General features: G+C 57.4%; 22 protein-coding genes. 4 read left to right on the top strand and 18 right to left on the bottom strand.

Translation table 11 applies throughout. The features are described from left to right. The coding region (locus HKL97_RS04055; RefSeq protein WP_291422823.1) for a YceI family protein at positions 1-552 on the bottom strand (552 nt) is incomplete at its 3' end. 19 nt (positions 553-571) lie between these two features. Then, positions 572-1183: an FMN-dependent NADH-azoreductase gene (locus HKL97_RS04050; protein WP_291422822.1), complete on the bottom strand. Its 612-nt coding sequence runs from the start codon at positions 1181-1183 to the stop codon at positions 572-574. Between the two features lie 115 nt (positions 1184-1298). On the opposite strand from HKL97_RS04050, the gene HKL97_RS04045 reads away from it, so the two are divergent. Continuing rightward, entirely contained in the window at positions 1299-2276 is a 978-nt protein-coding gene (locus tag HKL97_RS04045) for a LysR family transcriptional regulator (RefSeq protein ID WP_291422821.1), read from the top strand. A gap of 176 nt (positions 2277-2452) precedes the next feature. Here the strand turns inward: HKL97_RS04045 and HKL97_RS04040 are convergent, their stop codons facing one another. The 16 genes from HKL97_RS04040 to HKL97_RS03965 form a co-directional block, all read right to left on the bottom strand. Beyond that, positions 2453-2998 (bottom strand): terminase small subunit, encoded by a 546-nt coding sequence (locus HKL97_RS04040; protein ID WP_291422820.1) that lies wholly within the window; start codon positions 2996-2998, stop codon positions 2453-2455. A 115-nt stretch (positions 2999-3113) separates the two neighbouring features. Then, entirely contained in the window at positions 3114-3842 is a 729-nt protein-coding gene (locus HKL97_RS04035; RefSeq protein WP_291422819.1) for a hypothetical protein, read from the bottom strand. A gap of 548 nt (positions 3843-4390) precedes the next feature. Next, on the bottom strand, positions 4391-6256 hold the full coding sequence (locus HKL97_RS04030; RefSeq protein WP_291422818.1) for a DUF927 domain-containing protein: 1866 nt from the start codon (positions 6254-6256) through the stop codon (positions 4391-4393). Between the two features lie 25 nt (positions 6257-6281). Next, positions 6282-7307 (bottom strand): toprim domain-containing protein, encoded by a 1026-nt coding sequence (locus HKL97_RS04025; protein WP_291422817.1) that lies wholly within the window; start codon positions 7305-7307, stop codon positions 6282-6284. Next, complete coding sequence (locus HKL97_RS04020) at positions 7291-7728, bottom strand: hypothetical protein (protein ID WP_291422816.1); 438 nt, start codon at positions 7726-7728, stop codon at positions 7291-7293. Before HKL97_RS04020 ends, HKL97_RS04025 begins: the two co-directional genes overlap by 17 nt. A gap of 303 nt (positions 7729-8031) precedes the next feature. Next, a complete protein-coding gene (locus HKL97_RS04015; RefSeq protein WP_291422815.1) occupies positions 8032-8667 on the bottom strand; it encodes a hypothetical protein in 636 nt (211 codons plus the stop codon). A gap of 391 nt (positions 8668-9058) precedes the next feature. Beyond that, positions 9059-9508 (bottom strand): hypothetical protein, encoded by a 450-nt coding sequence (locus HKL97_RS04010; protein ID WP_291422814.1) that lies wholly within the window; start codon positions 9506-9508, stop codon positions 9059-9061. A gap of 1 nt (position 9509) precedes the next feature. Further along, entirely contained in the window at positions 9510-9974 is a 465-nt protein-coding gene (locus HKL97_RS04005; RefSeq protein ID WP_291422813.1) for a hypothetical protein, read from the bottom strand. Between the two features lie 316 nt (positions 9975-10290). Continuing rightward, the gene (locus HKL97_RS04000) at positions 10291-10998 is read right to left on the bottom strand and encodes a hypothetical protein (protein ID WP_291422812.1); all 708 of its coding nucleotides are present in this window, start codon (positions 10996-10998) and stop codon (positions 10291-10293) included. Beyond that, entirely contained in the window at positions 10995-11171 is a 177-nt protein-coding gene (locus tag HKL97_RS03995; RefSeq protein WP_291422811.1) for a hypothetical protein, read from the bottom strand. The genes HKL97_RS04000 and HKL97_RS03995 overlap by 4 nt, the downstream gene beginning before the upstream one ends. Beyond that, a complete protein-coding gene (locus tag HKL97_RS03990) occupies positions 11171-11485 on the bottom strand; it encodes a helix-turn-helix domain-containing protein (RefSeq protein ID WP_291422810.1) in 315 nt (104 codons plus the stop codon). The genes HKL97_RS03995 and HKL97_RS03990 overlap by 1 nt, the downstream gene beginning before the upstream one ends. Then, on the bottom strand, positions 11482-12396 hold the full coding sequence (locus HKL97_RS03985) for a S49 family peptidase (protein ID WP_291422809.1): 915 nt from the start codon (positions 12394-12396) through the stop codon (positions 11482-11484). The genes HKL97_RS03990 and HKL97_RS03985 overlap by 4 nt, the downstream gene beginning before the upstream one ends. Positions 12397-12405: 9 nt before the next feature. Further along, complete coding sequence (locus tag HKL97_RS03980) at positions 12406-14031, bottom strand: phage tail tape measure protein (RefSeq protein WP_291422808.1); 1626 nt, start codon at positions 14029-14031, stop codon at positions 12406-12408. A 157-nt stretch (positions 14032-14188) separates the two neighbouring features. Then, positions 14189-14485: a phage tail assembly protein gene (locus tag HKL97_RS03975; RefSeq protein ID WP_291422807.1), complete on the bottom strand. Its 297-nt coding sequence runs from the start codon at positions 14483-14485 to the stop codon at positions 14189-14191. 242 nt (positions 14486-14727) lie between these two features. Then, a complete protein-coding gene (locus tag HKL97_RS03970; RefSeq protein ID WP_291422806.1) occupies positions 14728-15012 on the bottom strand; it encodes a DUF4236 domain-containing protein in 285 nt (94 codons plus the stop codon). Positions 15013-15038: 26 nt separating this feature from the next. Continuing rightward, complete coding sequence (locus tag HKL97_RS03965; RefSeq protein WP_291422805.1) at positions 15039-16469, bottom strand: site-specific integrase; 1431 nt, start codon at positions 16467-16469, stop codon at positions 15039-15041. A 615-nt stretch (positions 16470-17084) separates the two neighbouring features. Here HKL97_RS03965 and HKL97_RS03960 point away from each other — a divergent pair. The 3 genes from HKL97_RS03960 to HKL97_RS03950 all read left to right on the top strand — a co-directional run. Beyond that, the gene (locus tag HKL97_RS03960; RefSeq protein WP_291422804.1) at positions 17085-18284 is read left to right on the top strand and encodes a site-specific integrase; all 1200 of its coding nucleotides are present in this window, start codon (positions 17085-17087) and stop codon (positions 18282-18284) included. 246 nt (positions 18285-18530) lie between these two features. Further along, positions 18531-18734 carry an AlpA family transcriptional regulator gene (locus tag HKL97_RS03955; protein ID WP_291422803.1) on the top strand — a complete coding sequence of 68 codons (204 nt, stop codon included), beginning with the start codon at positions 18531-18533 and terminating at the stop codon, positions 18732-18734. A gap of 90 nt (positions 18735-18824) precedes the next feature. Next, the coding region (locus HKL97_RS03950) for an AAA family ATPase (RefSeq protein ID WP_291422802.1) at positions 18825-19994 on the top strand (1170 nt) is incomplete at its 3' end.

Below are 19994 nucleotides of genomic sequence, written 5' to 3'. Positions count from 1 at the left end.
GGTTTTCTGGTTGAAGTCGCTGCGCTTGATATGGCCGGTGGCGTTGAAGCCCACGGTGTATTGCTTGCTCAGCATGTTCACGCCCGAGGCGTTGAAGGTCACGTCCAGGGTTTCGGGCCGGGTGACGCCGTGGAAGGTCAGCTCGCCGGTCACCTTGGCCGTGTCGCGCCCGGTGCGGACAATCTTCTCCGACTTGAACTCGATTGTTGGATACTTCGCCGTGTTGAACCATTCCGGGCTGTTCAACTCGCCATCCAGCTTGGTGTTGCTGGTGGAGATGGTGTTGGCGGGGATGGTGATGTCAAACGAGCTGGAGGACAACGCCTTCGGGTTGAGGTTCAGCGTGCCCGAAACATTGGTGAACTGGCCGTACCAGGTGGTGAAGCCCATGTGCGAGACCGCGAACAGCACGCGGGTGTGAGTGGGCTCGACGGTGTAAGTTGCCGCGGGAACGGCGGCGGGGTTGGTGTTGAGCGGCGGGATGCTCTGCGCGTGAGCAAGGGCGGGAGCGGCGAGAATTGCCGCGCCGAGCGCCAGGGTTTTAATGTTCATTTGTGTAAGCTTTCGTGGTTCAGGCGGCCAGGGCGGCGATCTGCGCCTGCGCGGCGGCGATGGCGGCGGGTTTTAGCTCCGGTACGGCGACACCCTCGGCGCGGATGATGGTGACATCGCTCAGACCGATGAAGCCGAGCGTGGCTTTCAGCAGGGTTTCCTGATGGTCAAGGAAGGCGGTCGGCGAACCGGCGCTGTGCACGCCGCCGCGCGAGGAGGCGATGAAAACCTTCTTGCCGGCGGGAACCAGCCCGACAGGAACCCCGGCCTCGTTATATTTGAAGGTTTTGCCGGCCACGAGCATGCGGTCGATCCAGCTCTTCAACTGCGTGGGCAGGCTGAAGTTGTACATCGGCGCGCCGATGACGATGATGTCGGCGGCGAACAGCGCCTCCAGATACGCGGCGCCGGTGGCGATATCGGCCTGCACGACGGCATCAGCCGGCGGGTGGCCGAACATGGCGCCGATATGCGCGGGCGAGAGATGTTGCAGCGGCTGCTGCGCCAGGTCCAGATAGGTGACTTCCACCCCAGGGTAGAGGGATTTCTGCTGGGCGACGATATCAGCGGTGAGGCCGCGCGAGACGGAATTGCCGCCGAGCACGCTGGAGTCGATATGCAAAAGCTTCATGGCGAAATCTTTCAAAGTGATCCGATGGCGCGGATATAGACTCTTCAAACCACCATAAAAACTGTATATATTATAATAGATACCATCGTTATTAACGATAGATTGGATAAACCAAATGCTGGACGGCGTTTCTTTCGATCAACTGCGCTGCTTCATCGCTGCCGCAGAGGATGGCAGCTTTTCCGCCGCCGGGCGGCGGCTGCACCGCGCGCAATCGGTCATCAGCCAGACCATCGCCAATTTGGAGGCGCAGGTGGGGGTGGCGCTGTTTGAGCGCTCTGGACGCTACCCGGCGTTGACCGAGGCCGGGCGCCTGCTGCTGGCCGACGCAAGAGTGGTGATGAACACGCTCAACGCCCTGAAAGCCCGCGCCAGAAGCATGGCCTCGGGCGTGGAGCCCGAACTCTCCGTCGCGATCGACGTGATGTTCCCGATGGCGGTGCTGACGCAGGCGGCGGCCTCCTTTGGCGAGCGATTCCCCGCAACGCCGCTGCGCATTTATGTGGAAGCACTGGGTGGGGTGGCCAAGGCGGTGCTGGATGGCCAGTGCCAGCTGGGCGTGATCGGCACACTGCCGCTGAATGTGCCGGAGTTGGTGAGCGAGCGCCTGTTGGGGGTTAAGATTGTATTTGTCGCGGCGCCGGCGCACCCGCTGGCACGGATTGCCGGGCCGGTGCCCCAATGCGAGCTGGCCCGGCATGTGCAATTGGTGCTGACCGACCGCACGGAGCTTTCCCGCGGGCGGGAGTTCCGCGTGATGTCGCCGCGCAACTGGCGCCTGGCGGATCTGGGCGCGAAACATGCGTTTCTGCTGGCCGGACTCGGATGGGGCGGCATGCCGCTGGCGATGGTTGCGCGCGACATCGCCGAGGGGGCGCTATGTGAAATACGAATGGAGGATGAGCCGGACGGACGGGAGGTTATGCCCATGTCAGCCACCTACCGCGCCGATACGCCGCCGGGACCGGCTGGACGCTGGTTTGTTGAACAACTGAAACTTTTTGCCGCCGAGGAGCCGGCGAATCATCCGCTGCAAACAGACAAAAAACTGGGTTTGGTGGGTGCTGTAGGGATCGAACCTACGACAAGCTGATTAAGAGTGGCACCAGATTAAATTCACGGCGGCGCACTGTAACGCAGCAAAGCGCAAGAAGTACGGTTAATCAAAACGTTACATGATTATCTTGAAGTCAGTTCACGCACTGCAACGCAGCAAAACGCACGGGTTTCTATTTCAAAAGAGTCCGCAGAGAGTCCGCAGAAACTTGGTTAGAACAAGGTCGCCTGCATGGGGCTTCGCAGTATCCCATCGACTTCGCGCATGAAGGTCGAGCTACCCTCATCAAGGTAGCGCAGAAAATCGACCCTCACGGCGTCGGGCAGGTTATGCGTCGCCACAATCCGCTGAAGCCGATCAGTCATGGTATTTTGCAACCTGCCAAGAACCCATTCTAGCGCCTGTGTGACCTCTGCCACTGGCACCAGTTGCCGGGTCTCTTTGGCTTCCTCCCGCAACAGCGCCCTGATTTTTGCAACCTTAAGCTCATCATCAAGCGACATGCCAGCCCGTGGCGCGTTCACGGGGCTGGCGATCATCTCCGCATGTTTCCGGTTCCTTTCGCGGGTGGCTGCCTGGGAAGCCTGGTCTCTGGCCTGGATATAGCCAACCACGGCCTCAGGATCGAATTTCCAGGGCCGATCCTTTGAACCGTGCTGGATAACCGGAAAGCCAGGGTATCGGCGCACCCAGGTTGATAGCGTCGGCACTGACACAGAAAGCGCTGCGGCCATCTCTTTCAGGTTCAGCTCAATCACACTCGCCCCTCAACAGAGCCAGAAACATAAACCACATTTTTTCACCATAAAAGCGCCCCACCAACCGGGGTTCGAATTACCCCGGTTTAGCAAAATGCCCAGGAGGGACCCGCGACTATTTGCCGATTTCAACAACAGCCCGCTCGAGCTCTTCCGGGAAGATCCGCGCGGCATCTGCCATCACCAACTCATCAAAGGGCAACCGCACGCGATAATTTGGTGCTTTGCTCACGAAGCGCATCAAGCACACCACGCCGGTATCTGTCCTTCGATATACGCCCGGCTTCAAGCCCGCATGTGTGTTTCCCTGCCGCACTGCAAATATCTGCCCTACGCGGGTTTTCTTGCTCCAACCTTTCTTCCGGTTTGCCCGATACCCTTGTTCACCGAATGCGCGCAGCACTGAGAGTATCTTCACGATCTCGCCGCGACTCTGGTTGCCAAACTGATCCATTTTTGCCGCATCGCCTGGCATCATAAAGCCGCCCGGCTTCAAATACTGTGCCGATGCCAGCGCCTTCTCAGACCGTTTCAGACTTCGCCCGCCGCCCATAATTTGCGGGCCAAGATACTTTTCTGCCGGCGTTCCCTTGCTGCTAAACTCTCGCAGCAAGACTGCGGAGCTCATTGTCTCCACCGTTGCGGGAACCGCCCGCACCGCATCGATTGCCCACTTCGTCGGCCGGTCAAAATTCGCCCGCATATGATCCTGCATCGCCAGCTTGCACCGCACCGCCGTCCGCGACAATGCAGCAGAACAAGCTTTAGGAAATTTCTCCAAATACCGTGACTTCAAATCGGCATTGATCGCCGCCGCCATTTTCTCGAACGAAATGAACTCCATGATTGCGCACCCTATCCAAAAGAATTCTAGCAATGCCAAGCATAGCACATTCCTCTTCAGTTTGACCGTTTTTCTTGCCGCTTGCCGCCCGACAACAGCACAACTTACAGTTTACTATCCTATAAAAGGGCCGCCCTGTTTCAAGCCGATCTGCAACCCCAAAATGCACCATTTTACACCCTTACTTATATCATGCTGTTTTTTTGGTGTATAAGGTGTACATGTGTACAAGGCGTCAATTTCATTTTAATTTATGTCTATTTTTCAATGTGTTGCCGAGTAAAATTCGCCATACACATCGCCCCAATTGGCATACACATTAAACCGAATGTGTATAAACAGGGACCACCTCAATTACCAAATATCGGCAAATTTCCGCCAATTTGACCATTCACACCCTAAACCGCAGCCATCTGGGCCGAGGCAAAGCCGCGCACCGCTCGATTTCCAGAGCGGCGCGCAAAAATCAACTTATAATTGATCTTCCGAGAATACGACGGCCACGAAGGAGCCGTTTTCGCGCGAAAAAATGCCACCCCGCTGCCCGCTTAATCGGGCAAAACTTCCTCACCGCCAATAACCGATCCTGGCACCATATAAAGCCGCACTGACTTACCCGAAAACGGCGGCGTTCGTGTCACCATTGACTTTCCCGCCGGATCGCGAAGAATCATTCCGGCATCGCAAAGCGCCTTGATCGCCGGCCGGAAGTCCAAGCCATGCAGCGCATCGCGCATTCCGGCATCGGTCAAATAGTAAATAAGTTCCTTGCCAGCTCCACCGGCCTTTTCTTCAACTCTGCGCCACCCAGCGGAGTTCTGTGTCTTTATTCGATCCAGAACGTCCTCAATCTCCACTTCGTCATGTTCATTTTTCCGTGGTGCAGCCTTATGCCACGTCTCAAAGCGTCCCGACCCATGCCGTGAGATAAACTCCGCCAGTTGCCGCCGCGCCTGCATGTCCTCACTGGCCCCCGCCGTGCCACGATCAGCCAGCCAACTCTCGAACATTGTCTTCAGCGCACGCTCAGCTTCACCCTTTGGCCAACCCGTTATCCCGGCCGCGCTCGCCAGCTCGCCAGCCACCGCGACAAGCCCATATCGCCGCGCCACACTGCGCACCTGTCCGCCAGCATCCGGCAACGCCCGCAACCATCCAGCCACGAAACCATCCACTTTCCCCTGAATAGTTGAAGAGAATTCTGGATCACGCCTGGATTTATCGATGATCCACTCTAACCAGGCGATACCAGCATGGCCAAAATTCTCCCGGCAAGCCTGCCGTAGCGCCTCGGCGAATTTTTCAGCCGATGTGTCACCGTGCAACTCATCATAAAGCCCCCAGCCTGCGCCGGCATCGGCTTGCACATCAATCAGCCGCACTTGCTGCCCCGCTTTGGTACTCAGCCGGGCTTCCGTGTTTTTATCGGCCAAACCAACCTCGCCAGAGCTCAAAAATAGCAGTCTCCACCGGGCAGAAGCGCGCGCGCTGCCATCGCGTCCCGCGCGAGATTTTCCGTTTCCGTTACTCAACATATACGAAATTTCACCAATTTCCTTGGCGTCAATTTGGCCCATTTCATCAAGCAACAGCAATGTATCGCTATACTGGGTTGCTGTTCCCTCGAGCCCGTTCCCCGTCGCGCGCCAGGACCGCATAAAGCCGCTTGCCCCTTGCAATTCATCGCCACCCCAAACCGATGCCGCAACCCGCAGCGCCGTTGTCTTGCCGACTCTGCTTGGGCCTTTCAAATTCCATCCGCCACCATCCTCGCCCACCAGGTCAAGCAATGGCCCGGCAAACGCGATAGAAACCGCAAACACCAGCCGCGAATTGATGCAAGAAAACCGCCCGATTGTTTCCCGCCACCCCGCGAGCGTTCCCTTGCGGTTGAATGGCGCGCGGTCTCGCCCATCCGCCGCCAATATCACATCTTCATCGGCCTCGCCGATCACCACCTCAGGCAAAACAAACACCCGCCGGCCATTCACCGCATGCCATCCCGTCGCCCGCACACAGCGCGCCCGGCGGCTGGATTTTACCACATTCAGATATTCCGCCAGCTTTTGGCGTGACCATGAATCTCCCGCCTGGGTAAGCCCACCGATAGACAGCCGCAAGCGAACTTCCTTGCAATCCCCGGCAAACAATTCACGGCCAAACACCTCTGCCTGCGCCACCCCGTCGCGGTTTCGCCATGTAATTTGCAGCCCCCACCCGCCAGCTTCATCACGGGTTTCCGCCCGCACCTCAAACGGCGCGCATATCCATTTCAAACGCTCATCACTTGGAAAATGCAGCCCATTTTCCAGCATCTTGAACTTGCGTTCTAGCCACTGCGGCCCCGTATTCCGCCCCGCATCATCGGTTTCACTTGGCGCGGCGGGCTGCGCTTCATCAATCGCGGCCTTCACTGTACTTTTTGGTTTTCGCCCCACTCTACACCTGGCCCGTCATCGCATCATTAAAATCAGAGCCAATCGGCGAGCGCGCCACCTTCACCGCCCGCCCCTCGCGGGCAAAGCGATCAATCGCGCATTGCAACGCCGTGCTGGCCTGGCTCCCCGGTGCATCATTATCCGCCGCTATCGTCACTTCCCGCACCGCCTCAGGCAGCACCAGGCGCGCCATATTCCCAATCGACACCGCCGCGAGTATCCGCCGCTCAGGGCAGGCTATGGCGATGCTCAGCCCGGTTTCGAGGCCCTCGGAGATCACCACCGACTCACCATCCGCCGCCTGCGCCAGCGGCACGCCACTGGCCCCGCGCCATAGCCTTATGCAGCCGCCACCCATGCTGCCCAGCACCTTTTTAGGCGCGGCCAGATCAGCCTTGCCCCAGCCTTCCGGCGTTTGCGCCAGCCAGGTCCTATGCACGGCCGCAAACCGTCCATCCGGCCCCGTCACCGCCGCCACCATCGCGGGCATCTCCCGCCCAACCTCGGCACAAGCCAGCGCCGGATGAAACCGCAGCGCGCGCGGTTGCCGCCCGAGCTCGCTCAGGTCAATGCCGCGCCGGCGCAAGTAGAGATCAACCGGCGTTTTGGCAATTCTCGGCTCTGCGGCCTCAAACACCCTCCAGGCGAACGCCGTTCGCCGTTCCTCATTCTTGTCATTCGCGGCGCGCGGTGCTGGTGCTGGCCGGGCTGGTTCAGCGGCGGCACCATCGCTCAACCCAAGCCAGCGCCGCGCCCAGGCGAGCGCCTGGCGCTTGTCGCCGCGATAAAGGGCTTGCGCCACCAGGTCGAGCGCATCACCGCCCAGGCCGCCCGCAAAATCAGACCACACACCCGCCTTAGCCCCGCGCAGGCAGATCGAGAGACTGCGCCCAGCCTCGCCAGCCAGCGAGCCAAGCTTCAGCTCACCGCCTTCACGCCGCCCGGCCGGGAACAGTTCACGCGCCAGCGCCTCGATGCGCGCCGCCAGTAGCCGGGCGATGTCGCCAGCGTCACCAATGGGGGACATATCTCACGCTTCCATCATGGTTCAATTCGACGATGGAACCATCTGCCCAAACCTCAGCCTTGCCAAAATGAACCTCTTGCAATGCCCGCTCATAGCGGCGCAGCGGCAATTCGATATTGGTAAATTGCCCTGCAATCCCCTCCATTGTCCGCCTTACATCAACAAAAGCGGGGATCAGATCAATTTCTCCGAGAGACGGATGCCTGCCAGGAGATGTTGCAGCAAAAGCGTTTTTAAGGTGCTCCAACTTACCCGGAATTTCTTCCATGTTGGCCCAACTGAAATCCGCCAGCACCTTTTTGATAGCCTGCGCATCAGTGCAATCCGATCCTCCCCAGAGCACCACTGGCCGCATGTCGCGTATGTCCTTTTTCACGCGGCTTTGTCCGATGTCGAGCGCCGGCGGCGCGTTGCCACCCACGCCTCGAGCGCCGCCATGGTGTATCCTCGCCGGCGCGTTGTCAGCTCTATGAACTCCGGGCCGCCGCCCTCTAACCGGAACTTCTGAAGCGTCCGCTCAGAAAGTCCAAGCCACTTCGCCGCCTGTCCTTCGTTCATAATCCCCGGCGAGGTAGAGCCCCCCGCCTGGTTGTCCGTCTCTTTTGTCATAGGGTAATCCTTTCGTGCAAATGCGTTAGAGAGAACGCCAATAGATCGATATTGCGCCCCGTTGCCTAGAAGGATTAAAGGGAGCTATTAATGCTCCCGCATATCTCCCTCCCTATCAGTGGCCAGAAAGCCGCCGCGTGGCCAACTCTCGCTTGAACCATTTTATTTTCGATTCATCACTCGCATCACCGGGCACAAGATGCAGCACAGCTTTAATCGCCCTGGTCATATGCGTGCCGCGCCTCATGTCAGCTTGCACCCGCGCGAGAAGTATATATCTCACATCATCAATCTGCCTGCCGGGCTTTGATTTTTGAACTGGCGGATCATCCCGCCGCTCTCTGGACTCTCTATCCCTCCGGTACAGATTTTCCTTAAACTCTAGAGATATCCTTCTAAACTCTTCTTCTTTTTGTTTTTGTTCTTCAGTTTGGTCGAACAAATTACAATCTAGAGAAATCGCCTTCCCCCCAATCATCGCGATTTCTTCAAGGCGCAGCAACTTTTCCCCAAAGGGATCATTGAGGCGCTGCAACTTTTCCACCAAGGGATCATTAAGGAACTGCAACTTTTCCGCTATGCTATCCAGCATGTGGGAAGTAGGCATGGTGCTGGAAAAAGCTTTTTCTAAAAGCAACCCATACTCAGATTTAGATGCTTCATCAAAAGTCATTTCCAAAACCGAGAGCGGAACGCCCAATTTTATAAGCTCTTCGCCAAACTTTGAAAACTCTTCAGGTATAACTTCCATTTTTGATCCTAGGGATTTTAAGGTTGCTCACCCCGGCACCATGCCGGGCAAGGTTCAATTCCCGCCACGCCACGCGCGCGGCTTCATCGCCTATGCAGATAGGCGATAGCCCAGGACTACGATTCGAATCGGTCACACCGCCCTCCTATTGGCAGCTCCTATGGAACGGGCGGGGTGGCAGTCTCCCATAGGAGAAGAGACATGACGGCGCGCACCGCGCCACCCCAAACCGAGCTAGAAGGTTATTTCAGATCGAGTCAAGATAGAAAATTTGCCGCTAGAAACTTCATGTTTCGTGATTTTACTGGCAATCAATGCGCATGCCCCCTGCGAGGCGATAGCCCTAAAGTTACACGGTGCGCCTCGAAGAGGCATCACCCGTGCCAGCCCCTCACAACACCTCAGCGGTCCAAATCAGCCGCCTTACTTCCGGCAGATTAACCAGGTCTTCCGCCAGCGACATTGCAAGGAGCGCGGCCCCGGTTTTGCTGCGCTTCACCAAAAGCGCCTTCGCATACAACCCCGCAGGCGTTAAGGCTGGCAACTTTCGTGCCCGGCGCAGTATGTTCCGCAATTTCCCATCCTGAGCGCTCAGGCGCTCTCCCATATCCGACGAAAAAACCTCCTGATACATCGCGGCCATTTGCTTCTCCATGTCCAGCACCTCCCCGATCATATCAAGCAGCTCCCCATCCTTGTGCGGAAGCTCAGAATTCGGGCAAAGATCCGCAGGGCCAGGACCCCTCTTCATCTTTTCCACCCAATCGGCGGCGCTGAATGCCGGCAAAGGCGCGGCATGCGCCGGGTTATGGTTAGGGGTAGCCTTTCCACCATCACCCATATCACGCATTCCCTTCACAATTTTCGCGCACAAAGCTCAGGTTCATGCCATCCGCCGCCAGCCCGCTCATGAGCTGCGCCACGGCCTCGGCATCGCCGATCAGCCCCACCGGATCATGGTTTTTCGCGGCCAGGGCGATACAAAAATGCGCCAGCGCATGGGCGGCCAGCGCCTTCAAGGCGTATTCATAGGCGCTGGCGCAGGGCTCCGCCGCCAGCCGCGCCGCCGCTGCCTTAACAGCCCGGCCAGATTGCCCGCCACGGCGGCCGCCTGGGCCGCTGCTCACCTGTTGCGCCAGCAGCGCCAGGCGGAAGCTGGCGAACGCCGTGGCAAGCCCGCTGCGCCCCCGCACATCCGGCAGTTTCACATCCCGCAGCGCGGCCATCGCCGTCGCCAGCCTTGCCGCCAGCACCGGCGGCAGATTGTCATTGAAAGCCGGGCACACCCGGCCAGATGCCTGTTGCATTGTCTTAACCCCTTTGATCGCATTGCCGGGCATAGGGGTTCTGACGCCGCTAAAGCCCGGGGGTTCAGAACGCCTCAAAGGTAGCGCCACCGGCTTTTGGGCTTGCGCCTTGGACATGGCACGGTGCCCCCGGGTGGGATAGCGGTAGTAATGGTCTTGGCTAGTCTTTGAAGGAGGTTCTGAAGCTCCGGCGTAATCCTTGCGTCATATTGCGCCATCGCGTCAAGCCCTAAAATGCGAGAGCCGGGCCAGGTGCAGCGGAGACAACACCCAACCCGGCCCCCAAGCGGCAGATGCCTAGGCTACCGCTTGTCCCTCAGTACGAATTTTCGACCTTCTGCCCCGCCAGCTTGGCCCAGCTATCTGCCCGCGCTTGGTTTGCTCGGGAAATGGCAAGACGCTTCTTTGTCTCCGCTGAATACCCCAACGGAATATGACTTGAAGCTCGCTCCACCAAATTCGGAGCCACCAATATGGTGATATCCTCATAGGCAGGATCGAGATTTACGGGCGACAGGTTAGCGATCTCCGGCGGCTTCGTATAGGAATTATCCGTGTAGAAAAACTCTTTCCCGCATTGCTCAACTTCGAAATTGTATAGCCCGGTCGCCGCCTTCAACTGCTCATCTTCATCCATAAACGCGCAAAACTGTTCAGGAATTGTCCTATAAAAAGCATGAAACCGCTTTAGCAGGTCATTCTTCTTGCGCGCCAGAACCGCCCGCTTCGCGGCAAGCTCCGCAACCATGATCTTCTTGCGCGATTCATGAAGTTTGGCCGACAACCCGGCGATCAACTCATCCGCCTGGGCCGGAACGCGCCCCAGCTCAAGCAGCCGGGCATCCGCCTCTTGGATTTCCTTAATCGGTGACATGAGCATGGTATGCTGCCGGAAATGCGAAAGCCGCTTTTCCTCATGCCGGAATTGCTCCTTCAGAACCTTGATCCCATCGATCGCGCCCTGCAGGGTCTCCGGTTGTTCATCAACCGGCCGCAAGGCGAGCAACTGTTCCAGGCACGTCATGATATTTTCCCTTCTTCAAAACCATTGTTCAGCTTCAACTCTTCACACCGCCGCACCGGCCCGGCATCCAGCCAGGGCATCGAGGCCGCGGCCTTCGCCGCCACATCCAGCACCCCGCGCAGCGTGGTGAACCGTGGTGAATTCAAATCCGGCAATTCCAATACCTCTCTCATCAAACCTTACCCTTCGTTTTCCCCGTTGTTGTGCCCGCAAACTTCCGCACCAGCCGCCGGTTGCGCGCCAAAACCTTCAGGCTTTGCGCCTCCCGCTTCGCCAGCCACTTCTCGAGCGTGGCCTGGCGGAAAAGCATGGTTCGGCCGATCATCACGAAAGCCGGTCCCTCCCCACGGTTCACCAGCTTCCGCAACTCGGCTTCGCCGATGCCGATTTTTTGCGCGGCGGCCGAGAGCTTCAGCGCATCCGGCGCGATCATCTCAACCGCCTGCGCCGCCAGAGGAATGATCGGCTTAAAACCCCGGTGCATCATCGCCCAAGCCTCCCCGTTCTTTTCACTTGCAGCGCCTTCGCCAAGCGCCCGAACGCCGTTTCCGGCGCGGTGACACCATCCACAAGCCCCACCTTCAATGCCGCCGCCCCTTGGAATGTCCTGGCCTCGAGCGCCTTGATCGCCGCCGGCTTCATCTTCCGGTTCCGCGCCACCGTTTTGACGAAGAGCTCGCCCACCGTGTTAACATCCGCCTGCATCAACTTGCGCGCCGCCTTGCTTAGCGGCAGTTCCGGCATTCCGTCCGCCTTGCGCGCCCCGAACTGGATCACCGTCACCCCAACACCTTCCGATGCGAGAGCCTTGGAAATATCCAGCACCATCATCATAACGCCGATTGAGCCCGCGCCGCCGGTGCGCGGCACTGTGATCCAGTCCGTGGCCGAGGCAATCGCATAGGCCGCTGAAAAGGCGTTCTCGCCCAATATCGCCCGCACCGGCTTCGTGCCCCGCGCCTGGTAGATTTTATCCACCAGGTCAAAGCAGCCGCACACATCGCCGCCAGGGCTATCAATATCCAGCACGATCGCCTGCACCGCCCTATCGCGCAACGCATTGGTGAAGGCCGCGCGGATGCCGTCATAGCCGGTCATCCCCATGGCAGGCCGCAGAACGCCCAGCCGGTGCACAAGCACCCCGCAAATTTTGATAACCGCGATGCCATTGATAACATCATACCCCCTGTCCGTGCCGCCGGCGGCCCAATGGCGCACCGGCCCCGTGCTTGCCTCGCGCAAAGGCCGCAACTGCGCCGCCATCAAATGCGCTTCAATGCCGCCCAAACCTCCCGGCAAAAGCGAGGTCAGCGCATCAACCCTGTCCGCCCGCAGTGCGAGCAACGTATTGAACATATTTTGCCGGGCAAACGGGAAGCTTAACAGGCTCGAGCTCATGTCGTCACCTCAACTTTCACGATGATTCGCCATGGTGCCGTTCGTGCCCGTCCTGGTGACAGGCTTGGCCACGAGGCCGCTTCCCGTGGCCTTCACCGTGGTCCCGGCCGGAAAGCCGTTCAGCGTAATATCCGCCCGGATCGATCCCGCCTGTGCTGCGCTGGAGCTGCCAGCGCTCCCCGGCATACCAGGGATCGGCGTTTGCTGGTTAAGCACGGCCGCCGTTGTTCTATGGGCATTTAGATATGGAGCCTCACGCGAGAACAACCCCGCATTGGTATCAGTTGTTACCTGTTGGCTATTCGTTTCGGAATTGAACTTTTCCCAACGATCAATCGCGTCCTGAATCGCTTTCGTGATATCGGCCCAATGTTCATAAATTTCATACGAGGCAAGAGCGATGCCCGCCAGCGCCATCCCAACCGGATTATCCAGAAGTATCAGAGAAAGAACTTTGATCGCCTTCGCCGCCGCCATCATGCCCGGTGCGAGCGAGGCAACCTCAACCAGCCCCAGCGCCGCCCCAACTGTCTTGGCTCCGCCAAGGTCAGTCACGATGCCATGCACGTCATGGCCGAATGTTTTGATGTCCTTGGTCACACCTTTGATGCCGCCCATCGAAGCCAGCCACGCTTCAAAGTCATTCGCCATATCTTCAACCGCGCCGCTAATGTCAGTGTCGATCCAGTCCTTATTCGCGGCAATCCAGTCCGTCATTTTATCGATGATCGGCGTGAGCACCGGCATGAGCTTGGCCCCCAGCTCATCGGTGAAGCCGCCCACGGCGGTCTCCATCTCGCGCCAGGCCTCATTGAATTTTTCAGAATTCAACTGGTCCGCGCCGGTAGGCGTGTAGCCAAGCTTCGCGAATTGCGCCTGAAGCGCCGCGATCTTATCCGGCCCCTGATCCAAAAACGGGATCATATCCAGCCCAGACCGGCCAAACATCAATTGCGCGATATACGCCTTTTGCGCGGCGTCATGCGTGGCATAAAATGCCTTCTCGAGCGCTGGCAAAGCGGCGGCGGCGCCAATCACGTTCCCCTTCGTGTCCCGCAGGGAAATATGCAAATGATCGAGCAATGACCTAAGGTTTTTATTCTGCCCCGTCCCGGCCTCACCCAGGTTCTTGTTCAGGATTGTCAAACCCCGGTTGAAGCTATCGGTATCAAGCCCGGTTTGCTTCGCGGCATAGTCCAGCGTTTGCATCGCGCCGGCGGTAATCCCGATCTTTTGCGCCGCCTGGTCAAGCACCTCCGTGCTTTCCGCGAACTTGTGCACCATCTCGAAGAGCCCGGCGAGAGAGCCCGCCGCGCCCAACCCGGCAAGCATCGGAAAAATCTCCCCGATCTTGCCGCTAAACTCGCCAGCCTGCGCCGTGAGTTCACTAAAACTTCCCTTCACCTCTTTAAGGCGCGGGCTGAACTTCGCCCAGAGTTTCTCCGGCGGTGACATTGTTACATGCGCCTTGCGCGCCGCCGTCTCCAATTGCACCAACCGCCCCTCAACACCGGGACCGATTTTGGCAACCTTCTCCGCCGACTGCCCAAAGGCGGTAATCTTTTCCTGCATCTTCAGGATCGGCGCGGATGCCTTATCAACCACCGCGATCACTGTCTCATAGGTCGCGGTCATCTGGCATTCTCCTTATAGATGCGGATCAATTCAGAGCGATGCTGATACATTTCAAAAATGGTTAACTTCATGACGTAGTCAATATCTTTCCAATGATACGCCGTGTCATAAAAATCACTTACGACACGCGCACCAACATCCGCCTTGAATTCACCGGCTACGAAGCCACCTCCGGCGGGGTCATCGCTAAAAAACCCAGAACGATTCCCATGGCCTCCTGAAGGTCAAACCAGCTCATCTGTTCAACCGACGACGGCGGGATTTCTGCGAGGTTCGAGATCAGCCCGGCAACCGAGCGCATATCGGTGGACCGCTGCACTTCGTTCCCGCGTCCCACCACATTGAAGGGATAGCCATGCTGGATCAGATCGCGCCCAATCGGCCGGCGGAATGTCAACTCAGTAATCTGCGCACCATGAGCACTGATCGGCGCGGTCAACTTCAAAACGCTCATTTTAATCTTCTCCAAAATTCCTGAACGAAAACGGCAAGCAACCCGCTATCTTCAGCAGGTTTGCCGGAAGCCACTCAAGGGTTAATTTGGAGCGTCAAAACGGGCCAAGGCGGCAATCACGCATCAAGGCGCATTGCGCGGCATTGGCGCGATGCTATGCAGTATCAAGCTTTAGATATGTTGTAAGCGCATAGCATAAGCGCGCCAATGCAATTTTAAAACGAAGGCTTGGCGGCCCCTGGCTATCGAATGATGAAGTGAACAACCACCCAGAAGATGAACGCGGCGGCAATGACGTAGGACATCAATGAGGGTCCCGGCTTTGCACCGCCTGGCCGCCGGTCCGCACTGAACTGCTTGGAATAGCTCAGGCCCGTCCCTGGAATTCCAGTTGTTACGCGCTCGCCACGCTTCCCAAAGTTCACGGTTGAACCAGGCTTCCCCACGGAAAGGCTTGCGCCGGACTTTGATAAGTTAACCCGGATGCCCGGCGCGATCTTAAAGCGTTTACGGAAACGAAAGCCCATGACATCCCCCATGCTTCATGGGCGGACTATGCGGCCCCATCGCGCGCCCTGTCCAGCGCATTCGGAAGCTTCAACACGTTCGAGGCTTGGGCATCCCCGCATGCCACGGCCAGCACATGCGCCGCCCAGACATCGAGCGCGCGCTTGCGCTCAGGCAGGAATTCAAACCGCTGGTAGACGGCCGCCACGCCCTGGATCGAGCCTGTCACATGGTTCAACACCCGGTCCGCCACATGCGGCGGTATGCCCAGCTCCGCCAGCTTGGAAACCCCGGTGCGCCGGAAGTCATGAAACCGCCAATCTGTCCGCGTCCGCACCGTGGCCGGTTTGGCCATTTTCTTAGCGCCCGGCGAACGCCGTTCGCGTGAAAGCGCATTCTCATCGTCAAGCACTTCCGGGTCGAGCGACCGGCGCGCCCGGCCGACGCCCGAGGCAGGCGTTTTGCCCGTGGTGCTGAATATCAAGTCATTATCGAACACATCATCCGTGCCATCCCCCCGCCCTGCCCGCTCGGCCCTTCGAGCCGCCGCCAGCATGTCCCGGCGGTCCCGCAGGGCGGTCAATATCTCGCGGGCAGGATCAGCCAGGTGGACCACATGCGCGCGCCGGTTTTTTGACCGTGGCGCCGGTATCGTCCAGGTCGATAGGTCCGGCGCAAGTTCGGACCATCGCATGCCAGTCACCTCAGAGAGCCGCTGAAGGGTGAGCACCAAAATCTGCACCGCCGGGCCGAACGGATAGGGCTTCGCCGCTGCCGCGCGCCATGTGTCGGCCAGCTCGGCATCAGTCAACACCCGGTCCCGCGACTTCACGCGGCGCTCTATCACCACGTTCGCGAAGGGGTTTGCCTGCACCAGGCCGCGCTTCATCGCCCAATTCCAAGCCGCCTTCCCGCAGGCCCGCGCATCTATGGTTTGCACCGGCACCCGTTCAATCTCGCGGTCAATAATAATCTGAAGCGCCGCCGTGCTGATCGATGCCGCCGGCGCGTGCTCGAGATCGCCCAGCAACCGCCGCACCACGCGCGGGGCTTCACGCCGGTAGCTCTCGCTCCGGTCCTTCAGTTTGATCGCCTGCCAGGTGTCAAGCAGCCGCGCCACGGTGAACTCATCGGCTTTGCGGCGTTCCTCGGCCCTCTGCGCCTGCTCAGCCTCAGCGGCTTCCAGGGCCGCGCTGGCGCTTCTGCGCTCCGCAACCGGGTCGCCGCCGCCCTGGATCGCCCCGATCAGCTCCAACGCTTTCCGCCTGGCCTCGGCTGGCGTCACCACACCCATTCGCCCGATCGTCACCCGATTGGTTCGGCCGCCCCGGCTGTATTGCACCAGAAACACCTTCACCCCGTTCGCGGTCACGCGGACCGCGAAGCCCGGCAACTTCAAATCGAACACCAGGACATCCTTTTTACCCGGCGGGCAGGTGAGCGAATCGATAACCGACTTTGTCAGATCATGGCGCATCGGCCGAGCATAGCCGGATTCGGCGAAATGAGAACGCCCCGGCGGCTTTGTACACCGCGTACACCTTCCATACACTTCAGGTGTATAAGATATTTTGGCTAGTTCTTTAAAAAAAGTTATATATTATAAGTAGTTAGAATACATATACATATATAAGCGCCTGCCCATACACCTGTACACCCGCAAGCGCGCATGTTCACGCGCGCGCCCGCGCACAAGGGAACAACCTGAGAACAGCAGGGTTTCCGCCGATTTCCAGCGCTTTTCAGCTCCCCCATCATCCGGCGTATCCGGCCAGACTGGCGGCATTCAACATAAACCGAGTCCGCAGCCGTTACGCGGCTTCAGTCCCGTTTCAGGACTGAAACCAAAAAAGCCGCTAAGTCATTGAAAAGATGGTGGGTGCTGTAGGGATCGAACCTACGACAAGCTGATTAAGAGTTTGACGTTCCGTATTATTTCTAATTGTCTGTTAGTATTAGACGCTAGGCGATTGCTTGAGTTTCTAGGGTTTTCCTGATATAATCATTTGCAGAGATTATCGGCAATTTGAAACCCCGTGCTCCCCCGGTGCTACCCGGCCCGATACTGGGTAGCACCGCATTAGGAACCGCAATGAAAGCCAAGATTACAATCCGCTCCGTTGACGCCATGCAGCCCCCCGCCAAAGGCGAGGCGATGCTATGGGATTCAGAAATTAAAGGTTTCGGGCTGCGGTGCCGTTGCGGCGGTGAAAAGACCTATATACTCGGCTACCGCGCGGGTGCAGGTGGCAGGAAGGCCCCATATCGCAAGTACACCATCGGACGGCATGGGAGTCCCTGGACTCCCGAACAAGCGCGCGATGAAGCCAAGCGTATTTTGGGGCAGGTGACACAGGGGGCTGATCCGGCAGCCATTAAGAAAGAATTGCGCGCCGCAGAAACCATGGCAGACCTAGCCGTGCGCTTCATGGATGACCATGTGCGGGCAATGCGGAAAGATCGAACGGCGGCTGAATATCAGCGTTTAATTGATAACGCCATTCTGCCGACACTAGGAAAACTGCGGATCGTTGAATTAACGCGGGCTGATGTCTCGAAGCTACATCGCAGTTTGCGGGGAACACGGTATCAGGCAAATCGAGTATTGGCTGTTCTGTCGTCGATGCTAAACAAAGCGGAGTCATGGGGGCTACGGCCAGATCATAGCAACCCGTGCAACCACATTGAAAAATATAAAGAAACGGCACGCTCCCGGATGCTCTCGGCGGATGAATTGGCGCGGCTGGGACCTGCTATAGCCGCCTGCGATGCGGTTTATGCACGAGCCGCTATAAAGTTACTGCTATTCACGGGCGCGAGAAAGAATGAGATTTTAACGCTACAATGGCAGCACGTCGATTTTGAGCGGGGAGAGGCAAACTTATCCGATTCTAAAACAGGAGCCAAAACACTACACCTGCCACCGCCCGCCTTAGAAATTCTACAATCTCTTGAGCGTGTCGCGGGCAATCCTTTTGCCATCATCGGGCAAAAGTCAGGAACGCATTTAGTGAACCTCGAAAAGCAATGGTACGGCATCCGCAAGGCGGCGGGACTCGATGACGTGCGGATACACGATTTGCGCCACGCTTTCGCCTCGGTGGGTGCCTCAAGTGGCGAGGGACTGCATATGATAGGCAAGTTATTAGGACACTCCCAGGCGGCTACAACAGCGCGTTATGCCCATTTGCAAAGTGATCCGATGAAAATGGCGGCGGCTGGTATTGCCGGAAAACTTGAAGCGGCAATGCGAGGCAAGAGCGCGGATATTGTAGAATTAAAACGTGCATAGCCGCTATGCGTTTTACAACAAACAGTGAGCTAGATTCGCATAAAACCCTAAAGGTTTGAGTTTATGCGAAGCTAACTCACTGTTTTATTGGATAACATATCCTGATTTATTTATTTATTTATATATATCAATAGGTTGTCGTGCTTATCGGGGGCTACATAAAGACCTAACGTATAGGCGTTTTTCCTTTTTCGTGCTATTGTATTGTTTGCAATGGTGCATAATCGAAAGGAACTTTATATATTCATGTCTGAAACTCAACTTTTACGCCGCCCCGAAGCCGCAAAATACATCGGGCTTTCAAAACAATTTTTAGATCGTGCCGCCTGTGTCGGCAATGGGCCACCCATGGTGCGCCTCTCGGCAAAAGCCATCGGCTACCGAAAATGCGATCTTGATTCTTGGATTGAATCCCGAATCGTTATGAGCACTTCGCAGAAAATAAATTGATGCCATGACCACGCAAAAAGAACCCCGCTCGATCTGATAAATCGAGCAGGGGTTATATTTTTTTCACACTCAAAAATCGAAAGTCTCTACATGTTAAATATAGACGAAAAACCTAGTATTGTCAATACCGTAAACGATATTCGAGAGCGTTTATTTGCATCTAATTTTCAACCTGTCGCGGTGCAAACAGGAGGCAAAAATCCTTTTCAGATTGGTTGGCCTACGAATATCGGAATATCAGGTTCCGCAACGGTTGATGCTTTAAGCACCGGAATTTTATGCACTGGGCTTCGCGCTATAGATATTGATTGCGATGATCCGCAGGATGCTGAAAAGATTTATGCTCTTGCCATTGAACGCTGGCACGATGCGCCAGTGCGAAGCCGTCCAAACAGCCCGCGTAAGTTATTGCTGCTCCGTGCGTCAGAGGGTGCGCCGGGAAAACGGAGTATTCAAGGCGCGGACCATTCAAAAACGTACAGCCGCGCTATAGAGATTTTAGGCAGTCAAAATTATTTTGTCGCATTTGGCACGCATCCGAGCGGCGCGGAATACGTTTGGGACAGGACCCCCGGCAAAGATTTTGAACGCGATAACCTGCCAGAAGTCACCGAACAAGAGATTAGCGAGTTTCTTTCAGAGTGCAGGGCAGTTATTGAAGCCCCGGAAGAACGCCACCGCGCGGCGGCTGGTGACAGTGGTGAGATACCGAATCAGGATACTCTGCTCGCTCCTGGCGGCGTTGAAGCCGTGATTGCGTTGCTAGGCATGATGCCAAACACTGAGGCCGTGCATGGCAGGCGTGGCGATTGGGTAGGCTGTATTGCCGCTGCCTTTGGGGCGGCTGGGGATAAAAACCGTGCTCTTGTAGAGCCTGCAATTTTTGATTGGTGCCAGAGATATGATGATGTCATTGCAGATGATGCGGCGGAGGAAGCGATTGCATCAATAAATCCGCCGTATAAATGCGGCTGGCAGAGACTGCTGAAGCATGCCGAAAGTGAAGGCGTTGACGTGTCGCAGTGGCGCAATGAACTTGCAGCAAATTCCTTTGATGCTGATACTGCGCCGCCGCCCGCCGCGCGGAAAAGGTTTCAATCGCGCCAAGTTTCAGAGTTCTCTCTTGATGCAACACCGGAATTGATCGCCGGGTGGCTGGGTCACGGAGAACTTGCCGCGATGATTGGCGCGCCCTCTGCGGGCAAGACTGCCATAGCCGCCGGAATGGCCGTTTCTCTGGCAACCGGAAGGCCGTGGATG

The sequence above is a fragment of the Acidocella sp. genome (assembly GCF_013044125.1).
Lineage (GTDB): Bacteria > Pseudomonadota > Alphaproteobacteria > Acetobacterales > Acetobacteraceae > Acidocella.
This window is presented reverse-complemented; position numbering and strand designations above follow the sequence as displayed.